The sequence below is a fragment of the Achromobacter sp. MFA1 R4 genome (assembly GCF_900156745.1).
Lineage (GTDB): Bacteria > Pseudomonadota > Gammaproteobacteria > Burkholderiales > Burkholderiaceae_B > Achromobacter.
The window spans coordinates 4,761,426-4,779,447 of record NZ_LT707065.1; the positions used below are offsets into that span (position 1 = coordinate 4,761,426).

Genomic DNA, 18,022 nt, shown 5'->3' on the forward strand with positions numbered 1-18,022 from the left:
GTGATGTGATGGACAACGCAGGATTGAATGGGAACGGGCATCGGCTGACGCCTATTTGCATCGTGGACGCCGGTATAGCCTGGATCACGCTGAACCGGCCGGAGAAGGCGAACGCGGTGAGTTCCGATCTGCTGGATGACGTGCTCGAGGCGCTGGACGCGGCAGAGTCTGCGTCAGATGTGAAGGCGATCGTATTCTCTGGCGCTGGGCGAAACTTCTGTGCGGGCGCGGATCTTGGCGAACTGCTGGAAGGCGGACGAACGGCTGTTCGGGCCTTGCTGGACCGGTTTCGCGAAGTGGGCCGCCGATTCGAGGCGTCTGTATTGCCCGTCGTGGCCATGGTTCAGGGCGCGGTGCGCGCGGGTGGCTTGGAATTGCTGCTGTGTTGCGATGCGGCGATCGCGTCCGACGACGCCACGATTGGAGACGCGCATGCGCTGCGCGAACTGCTCCCCGGCGGCGGCAGCAGTGTTCGGTTGCCGCGATGCATCGGAATGCAAAGAGCCAAATGGATGATCCTGTCCGGTCAATCCATCACGGCGGCGCAGGCGGTGGATTGGGGAATCCTGCATTCCGCCGTGCCCGCAAACCGCTTGAAGCAAGCCGCCATCGCGCTTGCGGGCGAGATGTCAGTCGCCCATCGGGACACGCTTGCAAGGGCGAAGTCGTTGCTCGTCGCGTCTTTTACGCTAGGCAGGGCGGACGCGCTGGAAAACGAGATCAGGACATTGGAAGCGCATGCCAGTACCCCGGCCATGCAGGCGGGACTGGCTCAGTTCATCGGCCGCCGCCACGCGTCAGCGCCGCGCAACGCCTCGGACGCAAAACTCGGCAATGTCCCGGACGCGGTCTAGTCGCTGGCGCTCGCCGATGTCGTTGTTTCGAGCAAGCGGTCCCACGAGCGCTTCAAATAGGGATCCGACGATGCACGCCGACGAGACTTCCGGGTTCTGATCGGCAAAGTCGCCGCCGCGGATGCCGCGCTCGATGATGGTCTGGAACACGCGCATCAGCTTGCTCCGGTACTTGAGCCGCTCGATCTCGATTGCCGAATCGACGGGTTCCGCGACCAAGGCATAGCCAAGCTGTTTGGCGCGGATGGCGCGGCTGCCGAAGGTGTAAGCGCACTCTTTCAGCAGTTCGGCCGGCGTACCTTCGCCCATTGCAACGCCGGCCACGACATTTACTTCATGCTGCGAAACATGGGCGACAACCTCCACCAACAGGCTTTCGCGCGACTTGAAGTATCGGTACAGCGTCGCCGGCGACATCCCCGCGTGCTCGGCAATGGCATTGACCTGTGTTTCGCGAAATCCCACGGATGCGACAAGATCGATGGCGGCCGCCAGAAATCGCGCGCGCTTGTCGTGCTGAGGCAGGTTATAGGTGGGCCGCGCCGCGCGCGGGCCGCTCCTCTGTCCCGTGGGTTGCCCCAAAGCGACCGACGGGGCATCTGTCTTGGCCAGATACCAGTTTTCCGCAAAGTGCCGCGCCTGGGTCAGATCGTCAGTCTTGGTGCTGACACGCTGGCTCTTGCCGTCAAAGGTGCCTTGGCATTGCCAGAATCTGCTGTTCGGCCGGCGATAGATGCTGATCCGACCTCCGACAGCAGAATGCCGTTCATCCGCCATGGGGGTAGCGCTCCCTGTGTAAAAGATAAAACCCGGCTCCAATTTTTGCACAATTTGTGTGTCGGCAGGGGGGCGCTGGCGCACCTGTCAATCCGCCGGCTCAACCCGCGTCATGTGAAACTGCTGCCGCAGGCGAAATCCCAGCCGCTCATACAACGCGATCGCGCCGGCGTTACTGCTCAAGACGTGCAGGAACGGCGATTCCCCGCGTTTCCAGATCTGCGCTTCCAGTCCCTGCACCAAGCGTCCCGCCAGGCCCTTGCCGCGCCACGCCGGGTCCACACAGACGGCGCTGATCTCAACGTGTCCGCCTGGATGCATCCGTTCGCCGGCCATCGCGATCAGCCGCCCCTCTGACCGGATGCCGATATACCGGCCCATTTCGTGCGTCCGCTTGCAGAAGGGCCCAGGCTTGGTCATGGAGGCCAGTTCCAGCATTTCGGCCGCATCGGCCGCGCCAAGCGTCACGATGTCGGCGTGGACTGCAAGGCGGGTATCCCTCTTTGTCGCAACCATCTGATGGATCCTGCCGACCGGCTGCGCGCGTAGCCGGGCAGGTGGCTTGAGGGGGCTGCAGGACAGGAGCGCCACCTGGTCGCCCGCAGACAGCAACTGGGCCAGTGCCAGCCAGGCGTCGGGCGAGGCGTCGGACGCCATCGCGGCAAACGGCGCCACGTCGGGACAGTAGCGGCGGGCAAGCGGCCCGCCTGCGCTCAGATGGGCGTGGTGGGTCGTCAGTGCTGTCCAGATCGGGTTGTCCAGACTGTGTGCTTGTTGATCCATGCCGGTTCCAGTTTGATCCGCGCCATGTTGCGCGTGAGGCCACTGTAGACAGGAACGCATGCGGGCTCTATTGTCGCGAGTGACATTTTTGGAGTCATTTCCGCCATGAAACTCTCCGTGCTGGCCCTGGACGGATGCTTCGATACGGGGCTGTCGGCCATCCTGGACGCCTTTACCACCGCCAACGAGTTGGCCGACATGCAGCAGCCCGGCGCCGGACCGCGTTTTGACATCAGCGTCATCGGCGTGCGGCGCGAGGTGCGCACCGGCCTGGGCATGCGCGTGCCGGTCAAGCCGGCGAGCGCGATGGGCAACCCTGATTGGGTGGTGCTGCCGGCCATCGCCACCAAGATGCCGGAGCAGTTGCTGCCGGCGCTGGAACGCCGCGACGTCAAGGATGCGCTGGCCTTGGTGCGCGACGCGCACGCGGGCGGGGCCCGGATTGCGGCGGCCTGCATCGGCACCTTCGTACTGGCGGAGTCCGGCTTGCTCGACGGCCACGAGGCGACGACGTCGTGGTGGCTGGCGCCGCTGTTTCGCCAGCGCTATCCGCAAATCCAGCTGGACAGCGCGCGGATGATGGTGCCGTCCGGCGACTTCACCACCGCCGGCGCGGCAATGGGGCACCTGGATCTTGCATTGTGGCTGCTGGGCCAGGCGAGCCCCGCGCTCGCGGCCGTGGTCGTGCGATACCTGCTGGTGGATGCGCGCCCATCGCAGGCGCCGTACATGATCCCCGACCACCTGGCGCGCGCCGACCCGCTGGTCGAGCGCTTTGAACGCTGGGCGCGAGAGCGCCTCGCGCAGGGCTTCGCGCTGGACGCCGCCGCGGATGCGCTGGCCACCAGCACGCGCACCCTGCAACGCCGCATCGAGGCGGTGCTGGGCAAGTCGCCGCTGTCGTACTTCCAGGATCTGCGGGTGGAGCGCGCGGTGCATCTGCTGCGCACCAGCCATCTGAGCATCGACGCCATCGCCGCGCAGGTGGGCTACGAGGACGGCGCTACGCTGCGAACCTTGCTGCGCCGCCGGCTGGGCAAGGGGGTGAGGGAATTGCGGATGGGGGCAGTCCGGTCCGGACCTGCCGCGGTCAGGCCGCCGGCTTGTCCCGATTCTTCCGAACCAGCACCGCCCCGACGATCGTCAGCAGCAGGCCGCCGCCCAGGTAAGGCAGCCCAAAGATAAGCAGGAAGAAGAACAGCGCGGTGTTGGCATCGCGCGCGTCCGCGCCGCCGCCCTGGTGGAGGGCGGGGTCCATCTGCAGCAGGGCGACCGGCACGGTCAACAGCAAGATCACGCCCAGCACCGCGCAGCCCCAGCCCATCAGCCGCCGCAGGTTGGAAATCCGCGCCAGCACAACGGCCGCGACGACCGCGATCACGCCATACAGGACCGCGCCCGCGATCTGCATGCGTTCCAGCGCGATGGGGTCCAAGGGGACGTACGGCTCGCCGGCGGGTGGGTTCAGTCCGAAGACGACCTGCAGCAACGGGTTGGTGATGCCGAAGCTCGCGCTGCCGATGAGCAGACCGAACACAATGCTGGCAAGCCACTTGAGCGCGGTAGGGGGCATGGGTCGCGGGAGATCAGTAGTAGATGTCGACGTAGTCCGTCAGGCCGCCGCAGGCTTCCATCTGCTGCAGACGCCAGTACTTGCGCTTGCCGGTGGCCTTGAACTCGTAATCGCCGGTGCGCTCGCAGCGGCGGCCCTTGTCCGGCGCGTCCAGGATCAGGATCGTGCCGCGCAGCACGAAGCGGTCGCGGTCGATCGAGACGACCTCGCCTTTGACCTTCAGCGTGCCTTCGTGGTTGGCCTGCGTGCCCTCCAGGCGCACCACGTCGTTGTCGTCGATCGCGTTCATCTTGCCGCGTTTGGCGGACCACAGCCATTGCAGCGTCACGCCGCTGTTGTTCAGAAGGCGCTCGTAAGCGACCTGGTCGTTGATGCGGGTCTTTTGCACGGGCGCGAGCGCGCCGGCGGGGGACTGCTGGGCCGCGTTCGGTTGGGCGGGGGCTTGCTGAGCGGGCGCTTGCTGGACGGGCGCCTGTTGAACCGGCGCCGGGTTGTTCGAACCCGCGCGCGGAGGCAGGATGGCCGCGCCAGGATCCTTGGCCGCCAGCGCGGGCGCGGCGGCGGCAAAGGCCAGGCCCAGCGCGAGAATCAGATTTCCGGACTGGCGTTTGATACCCGAGACGCCGGCTGCGCCGCGATCAACGTTGGTTTGCATGGTCTGTATCAAGAAGGGGAAAGGGGATGCGCCGTCTTTCGATCTCGATGGGACCGGGCCGATTGGCCCTGACCCCGATTTACGGCACGGGCGCCAACTTAGCATGGGCCCGCGCGCAAATAATTGCCGTCTTTCGCACAGGTGTATCGATTCGTGAAACGAAAGACAGATTGCTTCAAACGCCGGCGCCGCGTCCCCACCCCTTCCTGCGGACGTTCTCTTCATGCAGCAGGCGCACCTGTTCCACAAACTCCGGCACCGGCCCCACGGTCTCGATGCCTTCGACGACCTCGGCAATGGGCAAGGAACGCACCGGCGAGGGCGGCACGCCCCAGTCCCGCATCCACGCCGCGTATTGGGCCGACGACACGGCGTAGACGATCCGGCCCAGGCCCACCCAGCCATGCGCCGCCGAGCACATGGCGCAATGCTCGCCCGAGGTATAGACGGTGCACGCCGCGCGCTCGGCCTCGGGCACATGGGCCGCGGCCCAGCGCGCGATCTCGAACTCCGGGTGCCGCGTGCGGTCGCCGGAGGAAACGTGGTTGTGGTCCTCGAACAGCACCTGGCCGTCGCCGGACACCAACACCGATCCAAAAGGCTGGTCTCCGGCGTCGAGCGCCTGCCTGGCCAGCTCGACGCATCGGGCCAGATGCTGCTTGTCCGTTTCGGTAATCACACGCGATCTCCTTGTAAAGAATGGGCCGGCGCCCGCCGGCCCTGACCGGCCTATTGGACTACAACACGACAACCGCAGCGGCAGGCGATTCCCCTCGCTTGGCGCAACCGGGTGCCGGCTGGCGAGTGCGTCGTCAAATATAGGCCGCCCCGCACGGTTTAACATCGCGCGATGCTATTCATCCTCTTTCTCTGGATCGCGCTGGCCATCGTGGTCGGCGTCATGGCCAAGGGGCGCGGCCGCAACGGATTCGGCTGGACCGTGCTGGCCGTCCTGATCAGCCCGCCGGTGGCGGGCGTGTTCCTCATGTCGATTGCCAACCGGTCACCGCATGCGAGCCAACCCATCCCGGCCTCGCACATCGATTGCCCCTTGTGCGGCGGGCGCATCCTGCGCGAGGCGCGCGTGTGCCGGCACTGTGGCGGCGACGTGACGCAGGCGTTGAGCCAGGCCGATCCTCCGGTGGTGCGCGAAGGCTACTGGTTCGACGACCTGAACCCCTCGGTCGAATTGAAGCGGACCGCGGGCCGCGTGACCCGGGCGCAAGCGCAGCCGCCCTGGCTGGTGGTGGATCAAGCGCTGGATTCCATCGTGATCGGCAGCCGTTGGCCCGGGCAGCTCTGGCGCGTGCGGGTCGTCAAGCTGGGCGACATGTCGGGCCTGGTCGCCGACCCCGGCTACTGGCGCGCCGTGACGGTGGAATTGCTGGACGAGTTGCCCTTGTCCGTCCTGTTCGGGCCGCAGGGCGAGGCCGTGCTGGACATCATCCAGAAGATCGACACGCTGACGCGCGCCCAGGCGCAGGCGCTGGCCGACAACGTGCCGCACGACGCCTGGATGGCCTACAGCCGGGCCTGGATGCGGTGGTCGCGGCAAAACGAAGCGGGCGAGCCGGGCGCCGGCGACGCCGACGAATGGCGCGGCGTGCTGGCCGCCAGCCGGCGCGGCGACAAGGCCCGCTCGCCGATCCATTCCGGTTTCCTGCTGATCCACAGCCAGTTGCGGCAGCGCGCCGCGCGCGTGGAGGGCGACGGCGCTTTCATCCTGGTCGAGGAAGACGGCGAGACCGAACAGACGCTCAATCCGCTGTGGCAGGGCGCCTGCGATGCGCTGCTGTTTGCCGCGATGGCGCGGGCCGCGCCGCAGTATGTGTCCGAAGACGACGCGCTGACATTGGTGCAGGCCTGGAACCGGGTGTTCGACGCAGCCCCGCCGCGCGCGTGAGGCTCACCACATTTCTTCGTGCAGGATTTTCCGGGCTCGCTTGAAAGTGATCACCGCCAGCCAGGCCGCCAGGATCAACGCGATCCAGCCGGTCATGTTGTGCTTTACCTTGCGAGAATGGTTCCAGTCATGGACCTGCTTGGCGTCGACCAACGTTTCACCGTTCCTGCGCACCCCATAGACCCGGACGGGAATGGCCACGTTGTACTGAAGCGCGATCTTGCCGTCGGTAAGCTGCGCCTCGTCTTCGAGCACCATGAATTCCACGCGCTCGCCCTCGGTGTACCGGATGTTGTAGGTCGCGTCGAAGAACTTGAACACCATGTAGGGATAGTTGCCCGAATACACGCAAGGCACGCTGTAGGATTGCCACCGTCCGCGTATCCGAGCCTGGGCGTCGCAGCTTGCCACCTTGTCCACCCGCAATTGAATCGTGTGCAGCTTCGCGGGGTCATAGGGCAGGCGGATGTCGCTTGCCGCGTTAAAGCAGTAGATGGCGATGCCGACGAGGACGAGCGCACCCATCGCAGGAAGGCGGCAAGGCCTGAAGGCGCGCTTCCAGTCAGCCAGTTCACTGCTCATGCGGGCTGACTCGGGTACGTTGCGGGCGGTTGCGTGGGCCTTGGTCGATTTTCATGACGCGCGCTGCAGAATTTGCGAGCGCGTATCTTAAGACATGCGCCTTGCCGCCTTGTGCGCCTACGTGGGATCGCAGTGGTTCCGGAACGCCTTTTCACCCGCGTCTGACACCTCTACCCACTTCTGGTCCGGCGGCGCATCCGGCTCATAGCTGTCGTGCCAGTTCCACCACTTGTAGGTGGGCGTCTGCGGATAGCCTTCCGGAGAATCCTCCCAAAGCTCCTGCCGGCCCAGCGGCGTGATGTCCAGGTAGTTCCACGTGCCGCCCATCTGCTCGTCGCCGCGGTTGTTCAGGAAATACGTGCGGAACACGCGGTCGCCGTCGCGAAAGAACACATTCGTGCCGTGCCATTCGTCCACCCCGAAGTCGGCGTCGAAACGGTCGGCGATCGTGAACCAAGGCATCGTCCAGCCCATGCGCGCCTTCACGCGTTCGATGTCGGCTTGCGGCGCGCGCGAGACAAAGACCAGTGTCGTGTCGCGCGCATTCAGATGCGCCAGATGCGCGACCTGATCGGCCACCATCGAGCAGCCGCGGCACGCGTGATCCGGCCAGCCGAACACGCCCGGTTCGTGGAACGCCCGGTAGACGATGAGCTGGCGGCGGCCGTCGAACAGATCGCGCAGCGTGACTCTGCCGGCCGGACCTTCAAAGACATACTCCTTGTCCACCGCCGTCCACGGCATGCGGCGGCGTTCCGCGGCCAGGGCGTCGCGGGCGCGGGTGAGGGCTTTTTCCTTGATCAGCAGTTGTTGGCGGGCGGCTTCCCAGTCTTCAGCGGAGACGACCGGGGGCGTCTGCATGGCGGGCCGGGCGCCATTGCCGGCGGATGCGGGGGGCGTGGTCATGGCTTGATCCTCTTGATGGCTTCGATCCCGAGGGCGCAGCGATGCGGCGCGGGGAGTGGGAACAGTGTGGCACCGGGAGGGGCACAGCCAGGAGTAACAAATCTGGCGTGTAAATGCGTCACGTGCGTCACGTGCGTCAGCCTGGTCAGGCGGGTATCGACGCGGCCTCGCGCGGGGTCGCCTGCGCGGTCCACCCCCGCAGGCTTTCGCGCAGCAGCGCGACGGCGGCCTGACCGCTCTCGTTCAGCCGATGCGCCGCGTACAGCCCAAACTGCGCGCTCAACGGCAGGGCGCCCTCGTCGCCGATCGATATCACGCGCATGGTGTCGGGCCGCAGGCACTCGGTCGTCAGCAGGGCCACACCCAGGCCGTTTTCGACGGCGGCGATCGTGGCGCCCACGTTGTGGCTGGTCAGCGAGACCCGGAAATCACGTCCCGACGCCGTCAGCGCGTCAAACGCCAGCCGGCGCCAGGAGCAGGGTTCGGCGTACACGATCACGTCCAGCGGCTGGTCCGGGTCCACGGTCTCGTCGATGCCGCATGCCCAGTGCAGGTCCACGGTCCACGTTTCGATGGGTTCATCGACGAACCCCACGCAGGCGCCGACGGCTACATCCAGCGTGCCGTCCTGCCAGCGCGCGGCCAGGCGCTCGCCGTCGTCGATCACGACCTCCAGATGCAGATTGGGACACGAACGCCGCAGCCGCCCCAGCGCGGCCGGCAACGCCGCCACCGCCACGTCTTCGGACAGTCCGATGCGCACGCTGCCCGCCACCGCGCGCTCGCGCAAGCGTGCCGCCGCGGCCTCGCCCAGCGCGAGGATGCGGTTGGCGTAGCTCAGCAGCAATTCCCCCTCGGTCGTGGGCGCCATGCCCCGGCCGGTGCGATGCAGCAGGCGCTTGCCGACCATTTCCTCCAGGCGGCGGATCTGGGTACTGAGCGCCGATTGCGCACGGCCGGCCTGGTCCGCGGCGCGGCTGAGGCTGCCGTAACGACAGACGGCGACAAAGGTGCGGAGCAGGGCAGGGTCGAAGTCGGCTGACATTATCAATCCATGAAATCTGGTTTACGAGGTATCAGTCTAGTTGTAACTCTCCGGCGTGCCTAGGATGACCCTTGTCGCGAAATGTCCGACTCAATTCAAGGAGCCATCCCCATGACACACCCCCAAAATCAGCGCGTCGTCCTCGCGTCCCGCCCCGTTGGCCGGCCCAAGGCCAGTGATTTCCGCGTCGAGCACGCGCCCATTCCCGATCCGGCCGAAGGCCAGGTGCTGCTGGAAGTCCAGACCCTGTCGCTGGACCCCTACATGCGCTGGCGCGTCAGCGACGAGAAGTCCTATGCCGCGCCCATGGCAATCGGTGACGTCATGGTCGGCGGCACGGTCGCCCGGGTCAAAACGTCCCGCCACCCTGATTGGCGCGAGGGCGACATCGTGCTGTCCGCCGCCGGTTGGCAACGTTACGCGCTGTCCGACGGCAGCGATCTGCGCCGCCTCGATCCGGCCATTGCGCCGCCGTCCACCGCGCTGGGCGTGCTGGGCATGCCCGGCCTCACGGCCTACGTGGGATTGCTGAACATCGGCCAGCCCAAGCCGGGCGAAACCGTCGTCGTCGCGGCCGCCAGCGGCGCGGTGGGTTCGGTCGTCGGCCAGATCGCGCGCATCCAGGGCGCTCGCGTGGTGGGCATTGCCGGCGGGCCGGAGAAGTGCGCCTTCGTCAAGGAAGCGCTGGGCTTTGACGTGGTGGTGGATCACCGCGCTCCCGATTTCGCGCAAAAGCTGGCCGAGGCCTGCCCCGACGGCATCGACGTGTATTTCGAGAACGTCAGCGGCCATGTATGGGATGCCGTGCTGCCGCTCTTGAACGACTTTGCCCGCGTGCCCGTGTGCGGAACGATCGCCAACTACAACGACGGCCCGGCCGACCGAAACGGTCCGGACCGCCTGCCCGCGACCATGCGCGAGATCCTTTCCCGCCGCATCACCATGCAAGGCTTCATCGTGTTCGACTTCCCGAAAGAGCAGGAAGACGAGTTCCTGCGCGTGGCCGGGCAGTGGATCCGCGAGGGCAAGCTGCGCTGGCGCGAGGACGTCGTCGACGGGCTGGAGCGTGCGCCCGAAGCGCTGATCGGTTTGCTGGAAGGGAAGAACTTCGGGAAGCTGGTGGTGCGGGTGGGGGACTGACGCCCGAGGCGCCTTACTGGCCGACGGTGCGCGCCTTGCTGCGCCGCGCCTTTGGCTTGGGCGCCACGCCCAGGCGCGGGTCCCGGGCCACCGCCAATCCGGCCAACGCGGCCGCGGTCGCTTCAAACGCGTCGTCGGTCTGCGGCAGATACAGCCATTTGCCCAGCACAGGATGCGGCACCAGGGACGGCATGTCGGCCATCAAGGCCGCATGCCGTTCCTGCGACGTGCAGACCATCACGCCATTCCAGGGATCGTCGCGGTCCGCGACGATCAGGTACAGCAGGCCATCGAGGTAGGCGGCATCGGCGCCGAACATCTTGCGGTGCATGTAGCCCGCGTCCCGCTCCAGGGGCTCAAGTATCCACGCCAGCGAATTCAGGCGCGCGGCGCGCTGCTTGCTGGGCGGGGCGAAGGGATCGGACCGGTTGCGCATGAAAGGCAGTGTAGCCAACGGCCAGCCGGCACGGGCGTGCGGCTATTGCCCGGTGCCCTCGAACAGCGGCGCCAGCGGCATGAGAGGACCGTATTGCTTGAACTTGCGCCAGTTCTCCGCCGCCTGCCGCAGTTCCTCGTTCTTCTGCGCTTCCTCCAGAATCTCCGAGACGCGAGGCGCCAGGGCGACCGCCATATCGATAATGTCGTTTGCCGTGTAGCCGCGCTCCCAGCGCGCGCGCAACGTCATGTCGTCGCCCTTGGCCCGCATCGCGCGCGTCGCCTCCTTGATCATGGCCTTGCGCTGATCGGCGGAAAGACGCTCCGCGAACGAAATGCCGGCCACGAGGCCCTGGATAAAGCCCTTCTCGCGATACCCCGTCGTGGCGGCCACCTGGCTGGCGACGCTGCGGCTGATGACCTTGGGCGCCAGATTGTCGCGAATCCAGCCGCGGCTCAGCCGCAGCAGCCCCGCGCACAGCCCCTGGCCAAACCCCGAACGCATGCCGTCCGCGCGCGCGGCCTCCTGCGCCTCGGCATAGGTCATGGCGAACTGAACCATCAACATGATCGCGTCCTGCGGCCCGGGCATCAGGAAGTTCGCCACCCAGCCCGCGGCGCTGCCGATCTTGCCCAGCGCCGAGGCGGTGCGGCCCGAGACCTTCAGGACCGATGTCGCTTCCTGGGCTACCACGGTGCTGGCGGCGGTGGCGGGCACGGTCGCCGGCGCCTTCCCGTAGCGCTGCTCGAATTCCGCCATGCGCGGAGGGCCGGCGCCCACCTTCGGCGGCTCGCCAGGGACGCGCGGCTTGGTGGCCGGCTGTTCGACAGGTAGCTGGGGCAGGGACGTCTTCGGGCGCGGGCGCCCGGCGGTCTCGGGATGCTGGACAAACTTTTCGTCGGGAAGTCCGGCCTGCACGGCCGGTTGCCGCATGCTGGACAGGGATCGGTAATGCCCGGAGCCGTCGTTCCAGGACTTGACCTTGCCCCCCTCGAACTCGACCTGTCCTGCCCAGTTGACGCGTTCGCCGCGGGCCGCCTCGGTGTGGCCGATCGCGCCCATCCTGTTCTTGGCCTTGACAGCGAATATCTCGCCGTCCTTCACGACAAAGTCATAGTTGCCGCGCGCCGTCCTGCCATACCGGCCGCCGACCTCTTTCCATGTGCCATTGACGTTCTTGAGCCGGATCACATCGCGCGAAGAACCGAACGCGGGCGCGTCCCTGGGCAGATTGCCGTAGGTTGGGCCGCGCGGCTCGCGCTGCAGCAGCATCGCGCCGCCGGCCGGCAAGGAGGACTGCTGGATGACGTGCACCAGTTCGTGCGCAAGCAGTGCCAGGCCCGAAGGCGTGCCGGGCGCATATTCGTGGTCACCCAGGACGATGTGATGGCCGATGGTGAATGCGCGGGCTTGCACGGCGTCCGCCGACGCGATGGCCCGCTTGTCCGAATGCACGCGCACGCCGCTGAAATCCGTGCCGAATCGCGGTTCCATGAACGACCGCGTGTAGGTGTCAAGGGGTTGTCCGGGCGACGCCAGGACCTCGCCCAGAAGGGGCGATCCGCTTGCCCATGCCGCGCCGGCCACGTCAACCTGCCGAAGGGAGCGCATCGCACGACCCGGCGCCGGTTCGCCGCGCGGCATGTCCGGCCGCGGATCGGGCGCTTGCATAACCTGCATGGAGAGCCGGTGCGCTTGCTTCTCGGACGGGTCGCCCGCTTGGCTGATCGAGAGGGGCTCGCTCGGCGGATGCACGGATATCCGCTCCAGCGCGTGCATAGGAGGCGCGGCCGTGGACGGCGCGGTGATCGCTTTGCGATCCTCCGAGGCCGCGCCATCAGGCGTACTCCATGCCACCCGGCTTGACGCGCTGCCTCGTCCGCCGCGCACGGCCGGTGCGCGGGTGGACGCCTTCGACTGCTGTACGAAAGTGCGCATGGCTTCGCTCCGTTCGTTCACACGTCTGATGCCGGGATATTGTCCATCTTTATGGGTGACCCGCCTATCGGGGCGGGTGAATTCCAACGCCCACCATTCACCCCGGCAAGGCGTCCACGGGCCGGCAGGCTGACGGCCCAAGTCGACGGCGACACCGGAATCAGACCGCAAGAACCGGATGGCTGGGCGGGCAGCCCCCGCAGAGAATGGCGGCTCACTACGCACACCGGAGAGCCAACATGGGCCTGCTGCAGGGAAAAATTGCCATCATCACGGGGGCGTCGTCGGGAATCGGCCGCGCCGCCGCGCTGTTGTTCAGCGCCGAAGGGGCCGCCGTCGTCCTGAATGCCAGGGGCGAATCCGCTTTGGATGACGTGGCCGCCAGCATTCGCGGCCGGGGTGGAAAGGTACGCACCGTTGCGGGCGACGCCAGCCAGCCCGCCACGCACGAGCGCCTGATTGCAGAAGCGGTGGGGGCGTTCGGCGGCCTGGATATCGCATTCAACAACGCCGGGGCGACGGGACCCATCGCACCGCTGGCGGACCTCAGCTTCGCCGATTGGCAGGAGACGATCGCCGTGAACTTGCATGCGGCATTCCTTGGCAGCGCGCACCAGATTCCCGCCATGCTGGCCCGCGGGGGCGGCGCGATCCTCTTTACCTCCAGTTTTGTCGGCACGAGCGTGGGGCTTCCCGGGATGGCGGCCTATGGCGCCGCCAAGGCAGGATTGATGGGGCTGGTCAAGGGAATCACGGCGGATTATGGCCATCGGGGCATCCGCGCCAACGCGCTCATGCCGGGCGGCGTGGACACAGCCATGGCGGGCGATAGCGCACAGAAGGAATGGGCGGCAGGCCTGCATGCGATGAAGCGGATCGCGCGACCGGACGAGATCGCCAGCGCCGCCTTGTTTCTGGCAAGCCCGATGGCAAGCTTCGTCAGCGGGTCTGCCCTGTTTGCCGACGGGGGGAATTCCGCGGTGAAGTGACGGCCGGCCGTTTCTGCAATACTGCGGACTTCGCCGCCAGGCGGCGCGTCCGTCATCGCGTGACGCCGCGTCGCCGGATTATCGGCCTTCGGATAGACCGGTCATGTCTGAACACCACCAATTCATCTTTCCCCGCGACTTCCATTTGCCGCCGCCGGACTGGCCGGCCCTGCAAGCCCGGCTATTGGAAGGCGGCTATGTGCTGGCCCCGCAAGGCGAAAACATCCCCTACAGCGCCATCCGGGGCGATAGCGCCGACGCGGACGACGCATCCTGGCACAGCCCGCAATACTGCCTTGGCCCCGCGGCCAGACCGTATCTGAGCGAGCAAGTCAGAGCGAACTATGACGCCGATCCCAGAAACTTTCCCCTGCAATTGCTGGCTTACGACGGCCCTCATCCCCGCGTCATGGTTGGCGAAAATCTCTGCGAGCCCCAAGTCCCGGGATCGGACGAACCCGCGCGTCCGATGGCGTCCGAGGCCTACGTGGACCTCATCGGCCAAGCCCACGAAAACCCGGCGGTGCAATGGCATTGCGAGCGGAGCGGGCAGTATTACCGGATCCTTGAGCTGGATTGGCACTACAGCCTGGCGATGGGGTTTCGGATGGTGCGCTGCGAGGGGCTGGATCGAGCGAGCGCGGAAGGCCTTGCGTCATTGATCGGCGAGCTGGCGGGGCAGGTTATGGGATGCAGCCATCGGCACTTGTGACGGCGTGCATCGGCGCGAGCGCCGCCGCCCTACAGCCAGAGACAATTTGACACGCCGCGTGGGGCGCAACCTGTCATCTTGGATCATCCTGGAAAAAATCCCGACACGAGACCGATCACGAAGGAGCGATATGTCGATTCAAATGTTAGGCCGATGCGGTGTCATGCTGTTCCTTGCTGCGCTGAGTGCAGGTTGCTCGACGGTAGCCGGCGAATGCGGATGGCTTCGCAGCAGTTGCATGTATGAAGGGCAGTACGAATCGGGCGAGGAAGACTACGCCGAAGACGAAGCGAAGCGCTTGAATCAAGAGTCGTCGGATCGGTTGCGCCGCAGTTCGGGCAATTGATTCGCGGGTGAGCGGCGTGCGCCCGGCACGCCGTCTCTTGTGCAAGATGCCGTATGCCTACGCCTTGGCTGCGCCCGCAAAGCGCGCCGCCAGCTGATCGCAATGCCGCGCCAGGATCGCCGCGTCCACGCCCACCGCCGTGTACAGGCTTCCCGCCGCCATGTACCGCCGCGCCAGTGTCTCGTCCGGTGTCAGCACGCCCGGCGCCTTGCCCGCGGCGCGCACGCGGCGAATGGCCTGTTCCACTTCGGCCACGACCTTCGGATGCTGCGGCTCGCCGGGATAGCCCAGGCTGGCCGCCAGGTCCGCCGGCCCGATGAAGACGCCATCCACGCCATCCACCGCGATGATGGCGTCCAGGTTCTCCAGCGCCTCGCCGGTCTCGGCCTGCACCAGCAGGCACAGTTCTTCTTCGCAACGGCGCATGTAGTCGGGCACCCGGCCGTAGCGCGTGGCGCGCATGGTGCCGCTCACGCCCCGCACGCCGCGCGGCGCGTAGCGCATGCCAGCCACGGCGCTCTCGGCCTCGGCCGCGTTCTGCACGTAAGGCAGCAGCAGCGTCTGCGCGCCGATGTCCAGATACTGCTTGATCTGCACCTTGTCGTTCCAGGACGGCCGCACGACAGGATGGCTGCCGTACGCGGCCGCGGCCTGCAACTGCGCCATCACCGTGGGCAGCAGCGCGGGCGTGTGTTCGGTGTCCAGCAGCAGCCAGTCAAAGCCGCTGGCCGCGACCAGTTCCGTGCTGTTCGGATGGCCAAGCGTGACCCACAGCCCGGTCTGGTGGCGCTGCTCGCGCAGCGCGCGCTTGAACGTATTGATCGGGAGTTCCATGCGCCGTCCTAGGAAAAGTGCACCGAAATGCTGCCGAGCTTGCCGTAGTCGGCATGCAGCGTGTCGCCGCGCTTGACCGCGACGGTCCGAGTGAACGACCCGGCCAGCACGATCTGCCCGGCGGCCAGGCCCGTATCGTGCTGCGCCAGCTTGTTGGCCAGCCAGGCAATGCCCAGCGCCGGATGCCCCAGCACGGCGGCCGACACGCCCGATTCCTCGATCACGCCGTTCTTCAGGAGCAGGGCGCCCACCCAGCGCAGATCGATGTCCAGCGGCCGCACCGGCCGGCCGCCCAGCACGATGCCCGCGCACGCGGCGTTGTCGGCGATGTTGTCCACGATGCGGCGCGGATACTTGCTGCGCCCGTCGATCAGTTCCAGCGCGGGCACCACATAGTCGGTGGCGTCCAGCACGTCGAACAGGCTCACGTCGGGGCCGCGCAGCGGCTTGCCCAACACGAAGGCCAGCTCCACTTCCACGCGCGGCACGATCAGCTTGTCGGTCGGAATGGTCTCGCCATCCTGATAGAACATCGTGTCCAGCAGATGGCCGTAGTCCGGCTCGTCGATGCCGACCGTGCTCTGCATGGCCTTGGACGTCAGGCCGATCTTGTGGCCGCGCAGCTTGGCGCCCGCGGCCAGCTTCTGGTCGATGATGCGCTTCTGGATCGCGTAGGCGTCGGCGATCTCGATGCCGGGAAAGGCCTGGTCGAGCTGCGTGGTGGGCACGCCGCTGCGTTCTGCTTCCAGCAGCAGGCCGGCGGCGCGGTCGCGATCGGCTTCATTGAGCATGGCGGGTTCCTTGTGCGGGTGCGGCCGTTTCGTCGGCCACGGGGTTGGACAGGATGCCGATGCCGGCGACTTCCACCTCGACCACGTCGCCCGGTTTCAGGAAGCGTGGCGGCGTGAAGCGCACGCCGGCGCCGATAGGCGTGCCGGTCGAGATCACGTCGCCCGGCTTGAGCGTGGTCCAGATGGAGATGTAGCGGATCAGTTCGGCGAACGGGAACATCAGGTTGTCGGTGGTGTCCTGCTGGCGCAGTTCGCCGTTCACGCGCGTGCTGACGGTGAGCGGGGCGTCCGGATCGAACGCGTCAGCCGTCACCAGCCACGGTCCCATCGACCCGCTGGCATCGAAATTCTTGCCTTGCGTCACGTTGAACTTGCCGTGCTTGAGCCAGTCGCGCACCGTGCCTTCGTTCAGGCAGGTCAGGCCCGCGATATGGTCCCAGGCGTCTTGCGCGGCGATGCGGCGGCCGGCCTTGCCGATCACGATGGCGATCTCACCTTCGTAATCCAGTTGTTCCGATTCCGGCGGGCGTAGCAAGGGTTCGCCATGCCCCACGAAAGACCCCGGAAAGCGCGGAAACACGCTGGGATAGGCGGGCGGTGCGCTGCCGTCCTGGTATTCCTCGTTGCGCTTGCCGTAGTTCACGCCCACGCAGATGATCTTCTCCGGGGCGGGGATGGGCGGCAGCAGGCGCACCTGGTGCAGCTTGTGTGTGACGGGCAGCGTCTCGGCCATGCGTGCCAGCGCGGGCAGGTCGCCCGCTTCCAGCGCCGCGCGCAGGCTGTCGTGGCCCTGGCCGTCCAGCGCAACGATCTGGTCCTGGCCGCGCAGCGCGCCAAAGCGCGCGCGGCCGTCATGGGTGAAGCTGAGCAGTTTCATTCGTCGAATCCAAAAAGGCGGGCGGGGTTGTCGACCAGGATCTTCTTGAGCGTGGCCTCGTCGCCCGCATAGCGCGCCAGTTGGTCCAGCAGGCGGCCCTCGTTGGGCGTGGCTTTCACCGACACCGGGTGCGGCCAGTCGCTGCCCCACACCACGCGGTCCGGGTTCGCGGCGATCAGCGCCTGGGCCAGCGGAATCACGTCGTCCCAGGGCTCGCCCGCGCGCGAGATCTTTTCCGTCAGCGACAACATCACCCAGAAATTGCCGCGCTTGAGCAGCGACTCCAGCTTGCGGCGCGTCGGATCGGCGGCGCCCGCCGTCGGATCGGCGCGGCCCATGTGATCCAGCAGCACCGGAATATCCAGGTTCTCGAACTGCGCCGCCTGCGCCATCATCCCGTCGGGCTCGGGTTGGAACTTGGCGTACCAGCCCAGCTCGCGGATGCGGGCGATGGCGCGGTCGAACACGTCGGGCGCCATGCTGATGCCCAGCCCCTGGCGCGTGAAACGCGCGCCGCGCACGCCCGCGTCGTGCAGCTTCTGGATGTAGGCGTCGTCGCGCTCGGCCAGCACCACGGCGTTGGCGCAACCGCGATACGACGGCCCGGCGGCCGCCAGGCCGTCCAGCACCACCTGGTGATCCGCGCCATATGTGGTTGCCTGCACGATCACGCCGCGCTCGATGCCCAGCAGCCGGTGCAGGCCCAGCGCCGTCTCGATGGTCGCGCTGGGCATTTCATAGGCTGCGCCCGGGCGCACCGGATAGCGGTCCGCGGGGCCGAACACATGGAACTGGCTGTCGCACGCGCGCGGCGGCAGGCGATAGCCCGGCGCGGTCGGATTGGGATTGAAGGGTTGGTATTGCGCCATCGTCAGGCTCCT

At 66.9% G+C, this 18,022-nt stretch carries 21 protein-coding genes; 7 read left to right on the plus strand and 14 right to left on the minus strand.

The window, feature by feature from the left end; genetic code table 11:
- The first annotated feature begins 8 nt into the window (after positions 1-8).
- Positions 9-854: an enoyl-CoA hydratase/isomerase family protein gene (locus BXA00_RS21795; RefSeq protein WP_076520484.1), complete on the plus strand. Its 846-nt coding sequence runs from the start codon at positions 9-11 to the stop codon at positions 852-854.
- Here BXA00_RS21795 and BXA00_RS21800 read toward each other — a convergent pair.
- Together BXA00_RS21800 and BXA00_RS21805 are read right to left on the minus strand one after the other, a co-directional pair.
- Positions 798-1,631, minus strand: coding sequence for a TetR/AcrR family transcriptional regulator (locus BXA00_RS21800; RefSeq protein ID WP_083714306.1), 834 nt, complete (start codon positions 1,629-1,631; stop codon positions 798-800). The genes BXA00_RS21795 and BXA00_RS21800 overlap by 57 nt on opposite strands.
- Before the next feature lie 87 nt (positions 1,632-1,718).
- Positions 1,719-2,414, minus strand: coding sequence for a GNAT family N-acetyltransferase (locus tag BXA00_RS21805; RefSeq protein ID WP_076520485.1), 696 nt, complete (start codon positions 2,412-2,414; stop codon positions 1,719-1,721).
- Positions 2,415-2,519: 105 nt separating this feature from the next.
- Between BXA00_RS21805 and BXA00_RS21810 the strand changes: the two genes are divergently transcribed.
- Positions 2,520-3,599: a GlxA family transcriptional regulator gene (locus tag BXA00_RS21810; RefSeq protein WP_231952130.1), complete on the plus strand. Its 1,080-nt coding sequence runs from the start codon at positions 2,520-2,522 to the stop codon at positions 3,597-3,599.
- On the opposite strand, the gene BXA00_RS21815 is transcribed toward BXA00_RS21810, so the two are convergent.
- From BXA00_RS21815 to BXA00_RS21825, 3 genes are all read right to left on the minus strand, one after another.
- Positions 3,505-3,987 carry a hypothetical protein gene (locus tag BXA00_RS21815; RefSeq protein ID WP_076520486.1) on the minus strand — a complete coding sequence of 161 codons (483 nt, stop codon included), beginning with the start codon at positions 3,985-3,987 and terminating at the stop codon, positions 3,505-3,507. The genes BXA00_RS21810 and BXA00_RS21815 overlap by 95 nt on opposite strands.
- 13 nt (positions 3,988-4,000) lie before the next feature.
- Positions 4,001-4,642 (minus strand): hypothetical protein, encoded by a 642-nt coding sequence (locus BXA00_RS21820; protein WP_076520487.1) that lies wholly within the window; start codon positions 4,640-4,642, stop codon positions 4,001-4,003.
- A gap of 175 nt (positions 4,643-4,817) precedes the next feature.
- Positions 4,818-5,321 (minus strand): nucleoside deaminase, encoded by a 504-nt coding sequence (locus BXA00_RS21825; protein WP_076520488.1) that lies wholly within the window; start codon positions 5,319-5,321, stop codon positions 4,818-4,820.
- A gap of 171 nt (positions 5,322-5,492) precedes the next feature.
- Between BXA00_RS21825 and BXA00_RS21830 the strand changes: the two genes are divergently transcribed.
- Entirely contained in the window at positions 5,493-6,545 is a 1,053-nt protein-coding gene (locus BXA00_RS21830; RefSeq protein WP_231952131.1) for a hypothetical protein, read from the plus strand.
- Positions 6,546-6,548: 3 nt separating this feature from the next.
- On the opposite strand, the gene BXA00_RS21835 is transcribed toward BXA00_RS21830, so the two are convergent.
- The 3 genes from BXA00_RS21835 to BXA00_RS21845 all read right to left on the minus strand — a co-directional run bounded on the left by BXA00_RS21835 (position 6,549) and on the right by BXA00_RS21845 (position 9,078).
- Complete coding sequence (locus BXA00_RS21835) at positions 6,549-7,127, minus strand: hypothetical protein (RefSeq protein WP_156902847.1); 579 nt, start codon at positions 7,125-7,127, stop codon at positions 6,549-6,551.
- A 117-nt stretch (positions 7,128-7,244) separates the two neighbouring features.
- Positions 7,245-7,988, minus strand: a complete 744-nt coding sequence (locus tag BXA00_RS21840; protein WP_156902945.1) for a DUF899 domain-containing protein — start codon at positions 7,986-7,988, stop codon at positions 7,245-7,247.
- A gap of 190 nt (positions 7,989-8,178) precedes the next feature.
- Positions 8,179-9,078, minus strand: coding sequence for a LysR family transcriptional regulator (locus BXA00_RS21845; protein ID WP_076520491.1), 900 nt, complete (start codon positions 9,076-9,078; stop codon positions 8,179-8,181).
- A 111-nt stretch (positions 9,079-9,189) separates the two neighbouring features.
- On the opposite strand from BXA00_RS21845, the gene BXA00_RS21850 reads away from it, so the two are divergent.
- Positions 9,190-10,218, plus strand: coding sequence for an NADP-dependent oxidoreductase (locus BXA00_RS21850; protein WP_076520492.1), 1,029 nt, complete (start codon positions 9,190-9,192; stop codon positions 10,216-10,218).
- A 13-nt stretch (positions 10,219-10,231) separates the two neighbouring features.
- Here the strand turns inward: BXA00_RS21850 and BXA00_RS21855 are convergent, their stop codons facing one another.
- Positions 10,232-10,654 (minus strand): hypothetical protein, encoded by a 423-nt coding sequence (locus BXA00_RS21855; protein WP_076520493.1) that lies wholly within the window; start codon positions 10,652-10,654, stop codon positions 10,232-10,234.
- Positions 10,655-10,696: 42 nt separating this feature from the next.
- Positions 10,697-12,613, minus strand: coding sequence for a DUF4157 domain-containing protein (locus tag BXA00_RS21860; RefSeq protein ID WP_156902848.1), 1,917 nt, complete (start codon positions 12,611-12,613; stop codon positions 10,697-10,699).
- A 218-nt stretch (positions 12,614-12,831) separates the two neighbouring features.
- Between BXA00_RS21860 and BXA00_RS21865 the strand changes: the two genes are divergently transcribed.
- From BXA00_RS21865 to BXA00_RS21875, 3 genes are all read left to right on the plus strand, one after another.
- Positions 12,832-13,581, plus strand: coding sequence for an SDR family oxidoreductase (locus BXA00_RS21865; RefSeq protein WP_076520495.1), 750 nt, complete (start codon positions 12,832-12,834; stop codon positions 13,579-13,581).
- 103 nt (positions 13,582-13,684) lie between these two features.
- Positions 13,685-14,293, plus strand: coding sequence for a hypothetical protein (locus BXA00_RS21870; protein WP_076520496.1), 609 nt, complete (start codon positions 13,685-13,687; stop codon positions 14,291-14,293).
- Between the two features lie 130 nt (positions 14,294-14,423).
- The gene (locus tag BXA00_RS21875) at positions 14,424-14,639 is read left to right on the plus strand and encodes a hypothetical protein (protein WP_076520497.1); all 216 of its coding nucleotides are present in this window, start codon (positions 14,424-14,426) and stop codon (positions 14,637-14,639) included.
- Between the two features lie 57 nt (positions 14,640-14,696).
- Here the strand turns inward: BXA00_RS21875 and BXA00_RS21880 are convergent, their stop codons facing one another.
- Genes BXA00_RS21880 through BXA00_RS21895 form a run of 4 tightly spaced genes read right to left on the minus strand, consistent with a single transcriptional unit; the run spans position 14,697 to position 18,010 of the window.
- On the minus strand, positions 14,697-15,473 hold the full coding sequence (locus tag BXA00_RS21880; protein ID WP_076520498.1) for an HpcH/HpaI aldolase/citrate lyase family protein: 777 nt from the start codon (positions 15,471-15,473) through the stop codon (positions 14,697-14,699).
- 8 nt (positions 15,474-15,481) lie between these two features.
- Positions 15,482-16,264 (minus strand): 2-oxo-hept-4-ene-1,7-dioate hydratase, encoded by a 783-nt coding sequence (hpaH, locus tag BXA00_RS21885; protein WP_076520499.1) that lies wholly within the window; start codon positions 16,262-16,264, stop codon positions 15,482-15,484.
- On the minus strand, positions 16,254-17,141 hold the full coding sequence (locus BXA00_RS21890; RefSeq protein WP_076520500.1) for a fumarylacetoacetate hydrolase family protein: 888 nt from the start codon (positions 17,139-17,141) through the stop codon (positions 16,254-16,256). Before BXA00_RS21890 ends, hpaH begins: the two co-directional genes overlap by 11 nt.
- Positions 17,138-18,010 carry an amidohydrolase gene (locus BXA00_RS21895; RefSeq protein WP_076520501.1) on the minus strand — a complete coding sequence of 291 codons (873 nt, stop codon included), beginning with the start codon at positions 18,008-18,010 and terminating at the stop codon, positions 17,138-17,140. The genes BXA00_RS21890 and BXA00_RS21895 overlap by 4 nt, the downstream gene beginning before the upstream one ends.
- Between the last annotated feature and the right edge of the window lie 12 nt (positions 18,011-18,022).

What these genes read in the sequence shown, in the direction of transcription:
- BXA00_RS21820 (WP_076520487.1), bottom strand. Translation starts at nt 4,642, where the DNA reads ATGCAAACCAACGTTGATCGCGGCGCAGCCGGCGTCTCGGGTATCAAA.
- BXA00_RS21840 (WP_156902945.1), bottom strand. Translation starts at nt 7,988, where the DNA reads ATGCAGACGCCCCCGGTCGTCTCCGCTGAAGACTGGGAAGCCGCCCGC.
- BXA00_RS21865 (WP_076520495.1), top strand. Translation starts at nt 12,832, where the DNA reads ATGGGCCTGCTGCAGGGAAAAATTGCCATCATCACGGGGGCGTCGTCG.
- BXA00_RS21800 (WP_083714306.1), bottom strand. Translation starts at nt 1,631, where the DNA reads ATGGCGGATGAACGGCATTCTGCTGTCGGAGGTCGGATCAGCATCTAT.
- BXA00_RS21835 (WP_156902847.1), bottom strand. Translation starts at nt 7,127, where the DNA reads ATGAGCAGTGAACTGGCTGACTGGAAGCGCGCCTTCAGGCCTTGCCGC.
- BXA00_RS21805 (WP_076520485.1), bottom strand. Translation starts at nt 2,414, where the DNA reads ATGGATCAACAAGCACACAGTCTGGACAACCCGATCTGGACAGCACTG.
- BXA00_RS21850 (WP_076520492.1), top strand. Translation starts at nt 9,190, where the DNA reads ATGACACACCCCCAAAATCAGCGCGTCGTCCTCGCGTCCCGCCCCGTT.
- BXA00_RS21795 (WP_076520484.1), top strand. Translation starts at nt 9, where the DNA reads ATGGACAACGCAGGATTGAATGGGAACGGGCATCGGCTGACGCCTATT.
- hpaH (WP_076520499.1), bottom strand. Translation starts at nt 16,264, where the DNA reads ATGCTCAATGAAGCCGATCGCGACCGCGCCGCCGGCCTGCTGCTGGAA.
- BXA00_RS21810 (WP_231952130.1), top strand. Translation starts at nt 2,520, where the DNA reads ATGAAACTCTCCGTGCTGGCCCTGGACGGATGCTTCGATACGGGGCTG.
- BXA00_RS21895 (WP_076520501.1), bottom strand. Translation starts at nt 18,010, where the DNA reads ATGGCGCAATACCAACCCTTCAATCCCAATCCGACCGCGCCGGGCTAT.
- BXA00_RS21875 (WP_076520497.1), top strand. Translation starts at nt 14,424, where the DNA reads ATGTCGATTCAAATGTTAGGCCGATGCGGTGTCATGCTGTTCCTTGCT.
- BXA00_RS21880 (WP_076520498.1), bottom strand. Translation starts at nt 15,473, where the DNA reads ATGGAACTCCCGATCAATACGTTCAAGCGCGCGCTGCGCGAGCAGCGC.
- BXA00_RS21890 (WP_076520500.1), bottom strand. Translation starts at nt 17,141, where the DNA reads ATGAAACTGCTCAGCTTCACCCATGACGGCCGCGCGCGCTTTGGCGCG.
- BXA00_RS21815 (WP_076520486.1), bottom strand. Translation starts at nt 3,987, where the DNA reads ATGCCCCCTACCGCGCTCAAGTGGCTTGCCAGCATTGTGTTCGGTCTG.
- BXA00_RS21855 (WP_076520493.1), bottom strand. Translation starts at nt 10,654, where the DNA reads ATGCGCAACCGGTCCGATCCCTTCGCCCCGCCCAGCAAGCAGCGCGCC.
- BXA00_RS21830 (WP_231952131.1), top strand. Translation starts at nt 5,493, where the DNA reads ATGCTATTCATCCTCTTTCTCTGGATCGCGCTGGCCATCGTGGTCGGC.
- BXA00_RS21845 (WP_076520491.1), bottom strand. Translation starts at nt 9,078, where the DNA reads ATGTCAGCCGACTTCGACCCTGCCCTGCTCCGCACCTTTGTCGCCGTC.
- BXA00_RS21870 (WP_076520496.1), top strand. Translation starts at nt 13,685, where the DNA reads ATGTCTGAACACCACCAATTCATCTTTCCCCGCGACTTCCATTTGCCG.